The organism is Okeania sp. SIO2B9, assembly GCF_010672505.1.
Lineage (GTDB): Bacteria > Cyanobacteriota > Cyanobacteriia > Cyanobacteriales > Microcoleaceae > Okeania > Okeania hirsuta.
This window is the reverse complement of record NZ_JAAHGK010000435.1, coordinates 1-5457: the sequence shown is the minus strand read 5'-3', so window position 1 is coordinate 5457 and position 5457 is coordinate 1. Positions and strand designations below refer to the sequence as shown.

The following is a 5457-nucleotide window of genomic DNA, read 5'->3' as shown; positions in this document are numbered from 1 at the left end:
TGTTGAAAATTGTAACTTAATATTCATTGTTAATCACAAGATAATAGTTCAAGATTAGTAGATAAATAATAAAATAAGTAAAAACTTAAGCCTAGAAAAATTTTGCTGATACCTAATCAATTTATTTTGTCTAATTGCTATTTTATGGAAATATTACTCTGCCTCTAAAACCACTGCTACTTCTCAAAATAAATACTGAACCTTCTTTCTCAACTTTCATACTAGCTCTTCCTCCATTGCTAATTTCTACGCTATAAGTTCCATCAGTAGGAAATTTTCTCATAGAGAACTGAGTTTTTGTAGAACCATCCCATTCAATATCAAATTCTACACCAGTATTACTTTTAGTTATTTTAACGTCGCAAGGTCCTGAAGCCCTAATTCGACCATCAAAATCAACTAAGACACAAGCAGCACGCTTTTCTTCAGTTTGAGCCTGAGTTTTATTATTAAAACCAACCAGGCTAACTAAAATAATAGGCAGTGCCAGAATTATCATCAATTTATTCAGCAGAAATAATGGTTTATTCATTTTAAATTAATTAAATTTGACTGGATATTTTATGTTATACTCTGTCTAATTTTAGTGAGATTAATAACTGAAAATAAAATTTGTAGTCTTCAACTGAACTTAGATTTCATATATAGCATCTTTATTTAAGATGTAAACTCAATATCCATATTTAGCAAGTCTTTCAAGACCCTAGAACTTTACGAATCATTTGAAAACACAAACACTAGATAGTAAAAAATTATTACAGCCAAAATATATATAATAATTTTAAAATAATCTTACTAGGAATGGAAACAAAATTAATAAAAATTAATCACTAGATCTGCCAGAAAAATAATATCATATAATCTTGATATAGCAATTCCCAAAAAGCGTGAGGTACAAAATTTTAGGCTTGAGGGAACACCGGTTCTGGGAACAGGGAACAGGGAATAAAAAGACAAAAAGATAACTGTACCTCACGACCTTGGGAAACGCTATAAAAAACTATAGCAATCCTATTTTATTCGTGTCAAAAATCTTACTGCTTTTTAGGAAACAGGGAAAACTTAACTGGGAACAGGTAAGAGTTTCAGTTTTTTTATTTACTTTTTGATTTGTCACGACCTATTTAGGATTGCTATATTTTATAGAAATATGGGAATTTCTACTCAAATTGTAATCCAGCATTTATCAACCTTTCTTAAAGAAGACTTATTTTTCTAATTTTCTGTTCCTTAAAAACCAAATATTTCTATTTTATCCCTAATAAAAATTGCTATAGCAATCCTATTTTATTCGTGTCAAAAATCTTACTGCTTTTTAGGGAACACTTAACTGGGAACAGGTAAGAGTTTCAGTTTTTTTATTTACTTTTTGATTTGTCACGACCTATTTAGGATTGCTATATATAGTTAATATTTAGCTCAATCACAAATTAACTCGTAGAAAATTAAAACATAGAACATTATGAACTACCGCATTACTCTACTCCCTGGTGACGGCATTGGCCCTGAAATTATGACAGTGGCGGTAGATGTCCTAAAAGTTATTGGCAACCAATTTAACCTTAACTTTGAATTTCAAGAAGCTCCTATCGGTGGAGTTGCCATCGATGCTACAGGGGAACCCCTACCGAAAGAAACCCTCGAAAAATGTCGTAATAGTGATGCCGTACTCTTAGCAGCGATCGGCGGTTACAAGTGGGATAATTTACCACGCCATCAACGACCAGAAACTGGATTATTAGGACTACGGTCCGGATTAGGATTATTTGCTAATTTACGGCCAGCTAAAATTTTGCCCCAACTAATAGATGCTTCTACCCTCAAACGAGAAGTTGTGGAAGGAGTGGATATCATGGTGGTACGAGAATTAACAGGTGGAGTATATTTTGGCATGCCCAAAGGTCTGTTTGAGACAGAAACAGGAGAAAAACGCGGTGTTAATACGATGGCCTATACTGAGTCAGAAATTGACCGTATTGCTAAAGTGGGATTTGAGACAGCTCAAAAACGTGGCGGTAAGTTGTGTTCGGTAGATAAAGCGAATGTGCTAGAAGTGTCTCAGTTTTGGCGCGATCGCATTACTCAAATGTCCTCAGAATTTCCAGATGTAGAGTTATCTCATCTATATGTAGATAATGCTGCCATGCAACTTGTTCGTTGGCCAAAACAATTTGATACGATTGTCACAGGAAATTTATTTGGCGATATTCTCTCTGATGCTGCTGCCATGTTAACAGGCAGTATAGGAATGTTACCTTCGGCGAGTCTGGGTGCTTCTGGACCGGGAGTATTTGAACCAGTTCATGGTTCTGCTCCAGATATTGCGGGTCAAGATAAGGCAAACCCTCTGGCACAAGTCCTGAGTGTGGCAATGATGTTACGTTATGCTCTAGAGCAACCTGCCGCAGCAGATAAAATTGAAGAAGCGGTGTTGCAAGTATTAGATTTGGGTTATCGGACTGGGGATATTATGTCCGAAGGAATGAAACAAGTCGGATGTAAAGAAATGGCAGAAGTGTTGTTAAAAGTTTTGAGTTAGGCAAAGACAGCGCTGCGCGCAGGCAACAGGCAACAGGCAACAGGCAATAGGGCGAATAAAAATCTGTTTGCGCAGCATCTGCGTTGGAATAATATAAGACTTTTAGCTATTGGACAATTCCTGCAATTTGTAAATATGCCAGCGCACATTGCTATAGAAATAATTTTCTACTATGGCGCTATATAATTACCAGGAGTAAGCCAAACTCAATAGCTAACGGCAATGTCTTTCCTGTACTGACGGTGACGCTCAAAAATTGTCAGTACAGTAAACTCAACTTGAACAAATAGAAATAAGGAAACAAATTATGGCAACAAATGAAGAGCAAATGATAGGAGGTTCGGAATACCTGAAAAGAACTATGGGTATTTCTTCCGCTCCTTTTGAAGCATATCTTAATTATGGGTATGCGTTGCTCGCTATTGCTGGAGCTGATGGGGATGTGCCAGAGGCAGAGATGAATTGGTTAATAAATCATCAACGAATGGTTGGCGCTCCTGAAGAAGCTATAGAAAAATACAAAGAATTTGACTACAAGAATGCTAAGTTGGAAGACCTGTTGCCCAAGATCAAAACAGATGTTCCTAACTGGTCAGCACCAAGAACATTGCTTTATCATGCCATTAAAATGTCTCGGGCCGATAAAGATTATGCAAAACAAGAGGAAGAAGCTGTCAAAAAAGCGGCTAAACTTTTGGGAGTTGCAGATGATATTACTCTATCTCTAAATATATTAGTAGAGATGGAAGAAAAAGTTGAGAGTATGCTGAAAGCGCTGATTCATACTGAAACATTATAGTTAGGCGAAATTATTAGCTAGTATTCCAGACAGCAGGTTTTTAGGAAAAATCTGCTTTCTTTATTCAAACAACTTATATTTGCAAGTCGATATACACTAGATATCTTCAAGAAAAGAGGGAACAGGGAACAGGGAATAGGGAAAAGGGAACCCAACCCTAACCCCTCCGGTGGAGGGGAATAATTGATAATTTATGGAGATCATTTTCCACTACAGCGCTATATACTTACGGAATTGATTATTTGCCGTTTCAGTTTCTGTGAGGACTTGAGTCTCTACTATTGTGTATGTAGCAATAGAGATTTTTTCAACTTTTAAAAATATAAAAATTAATAACTGTGGAGGAGTCAGATTTCCCTGGTCTAGCAAATAGAAATGGTTTCTAGTTCAGTTTCTGTGAGGACTTGAGTCTCTACTATTGCGTATGTAGCAATAGAGATTTTTTCAACTTTTAAAAATATAAAAATTAATAACTGTGGAGGAGTCAGATTTTCCTGGTCTGGCAAATAGAAATGGTTTCTAGTTCAGTTTCTGTGAGGACTTCACCTTATACTATTGCGTATAGCACAATAGCTAATTTTTGGCATTTTAAAAAAAAATTATTAAATATAGGACTGTATATGTATGTGGAAAAAAATTGCCGAACATATCACTCAAGTAACGGCCGAAAATTTTGAAGTTACTAACCATTCTTCAGTTGGAGGAGGTTGCATCAACAGTGGTTATAAAATAACTAATGGCAGTCGCAACTATTTCGTCAAACTTAATCAAGCTTCCCAGATAGCAATGTTTGAAGCAGAAGCTTTGGGGTTAAAGCAAATGTGTGAAATCCAGACTATTTGTGTTCCGAAACCCTTGTGCTATGGAACAGAGGGAAATAATTCTTATATTGTCTTGGAATGGTTAGACTTAGGTGGTCGTGGTAACGATAAATCTTGGGAAGAGATGGGACGTAAATTAGCCGCTTTACATCACTGTCAGGGTAAAAGTGAATTTGGTTGGGACATCAACAATACTATCGGTTCCACACCCCAGATTAATACTTGGAATACAGACTGGGCAGAATTTTGGGCAGAAAACCGCATTGGTTATCAGCTCAAGTTGGCAAAACGTCGGGGTGGTACTTTTACTCAGAGCGATCGCCTACTAAAAATTATCCCAGAGTTATTGGCAGGTCATCAACCACAACCTTCTCTGGTTCACGGTGACTTATGGGGGGGAAATGCTGGAGTAACTGTAGATGGGGAGCCAGTAATTTTCGACCCGGCCACTTATTGGGGCGATCGCGAAGTTGATATTGCCATGACTGAATTATTTGGTAGTTTTCCCAGTGCTTTTTATCGTGGTTATAATCAAGCCTGGCCTTTAGATGATGGTTATCAACAACGTAAAAGTCTTTATAATTTGTATCATATTCTCAATCATTTTAATTTATTCGGTGGTGGTTATGGTTCTCAGGCAGAACGTATGATTCAGCAACTTTTATCATAAATTTTCTACTCACTAAACAGTAATTTTTGGGTATTATTGCTAACGGAAATACTCTAATTTACAAATTTCATTCACCGAATAATTAATAATTAATAATTAAATAATTCTGGTTTAAAGCCTCCCCTTTTAAGGGTAAAAAGCGGTCGAGAGATGGCGATATTCGCAGCGGGTATGTAAGAACGGGTCTACTCGCCATATCTAATCGACCAAGAGAAGAAATAATATTTCCTTATATTCAATTCCGTAACGGTTTTAACCAGAGGTAATTATCAATTATCCATTATCAATTATCCATTAATGAACGGATTTATTTTCTTTTTGTGGAGTTGGAATTATGTCTTGAATTGGTAAAGCCAATTCTGGTAATCCATCTGGGTATAACTTAGGATAAATAATCAGCAAAATAATGCCAATAATAGAAGAGATTAAGATGAAAATAATTTGCCCATTCTGCATCCAAGTCAAGAAATCTAAAAATCCAAATTTTTTAGTTTCCTCTGTTTTTGGTTGACTAGAATTTCCTGTTACTTCATTTTTAATATTATTATCATTTTCTTTGTGGGTTTAATACCCCACCGTCTACACGGTGTTCAAAATTACTTGGGGTTAGAATCCCCATGTAATTTTA

At 36.1% G+C, this 5457-nt stretch carries 5 protein-coding genes; 3 read left to right on the top strand and 2 right to left on the bottom strand.

The genetic code is table 11. From position 1 onward, the window contains the following. Window positions 1-142: 142 nt before the first annotated feature. Complete coding sequence (locus tag F6K13_RS16285) at window positions 143-532, bottom strand: hypothetical protein (RefSeq protein WP_124146573.1); 390 nt, start codon at window positions 530-532, stop codon at window positions 143-145. A gap of 930 nt (window positions 533-1462) precedes the next feature. Here F6K13_RS16285 and leuB point away from each other — a divergent pair. The 3 genes from leuB (at window position 1463) to F6K13_RS16270 (ending at window position 4829) form a co-directional block, all read left to right on the top strand. Then, window positions 1463-2539, top strand: a complete 1077-nt coding sequence (leuB, locus tag F6K13_RS16280; RefSeq protein ID WP_124146574.1) for a 3-isopropylmalate dehydrogenase — start codon at window positions 1463-1465, stop codon at window positions 2537-2539. A gap of 307 nt (window positions 2540-2846) precedes the next feature. Continuing rightward, the gene (locus tag F6K13_RS16275; RefSeq protein WP_124146575.1) at window positions 2847-3338 is read left to right on the top strand and encodes a hypothetical protein; all 492 of its coding nucleotides are present in this window, start codon (window positions 2847-2849) and stop codon (window positions 3336-3338) included. A 624-nt stretch (window positions 3339-3962) separates the two neighbouring features. Further along, the gene (locus F6K13_RS16270; protein ID WP_124146576.1) at window positions 3963-4829 is read left to right on the top strand and encodes a fructosamine kinase family protein; all 867 of its coding nucleotides are present in this window, start codon (window positions 3963-3965) and stop codon (window positions 4827-4829) included. A gap of 294 nt (window positions 4830-5123) precedes the next feature. On the opposite strand, the gene F6K13_RS16265 is transcribed toward F6K13_RS16270, so the two are convergent. Further along, the gene (locus tag F6K13_RS16265; RefSeq protein ID WP_161565053.1) at window positions 5124-5285 is read right to left on the bottom strand and encodes a hypothetical protein; all 162 of its coding nucleotides are present in this window, start codon (window positions 5283-5285) and stop codon (window positions 5124-5126) included. Window positions 5286-5457: the final 172 nt, after the last annotated feature.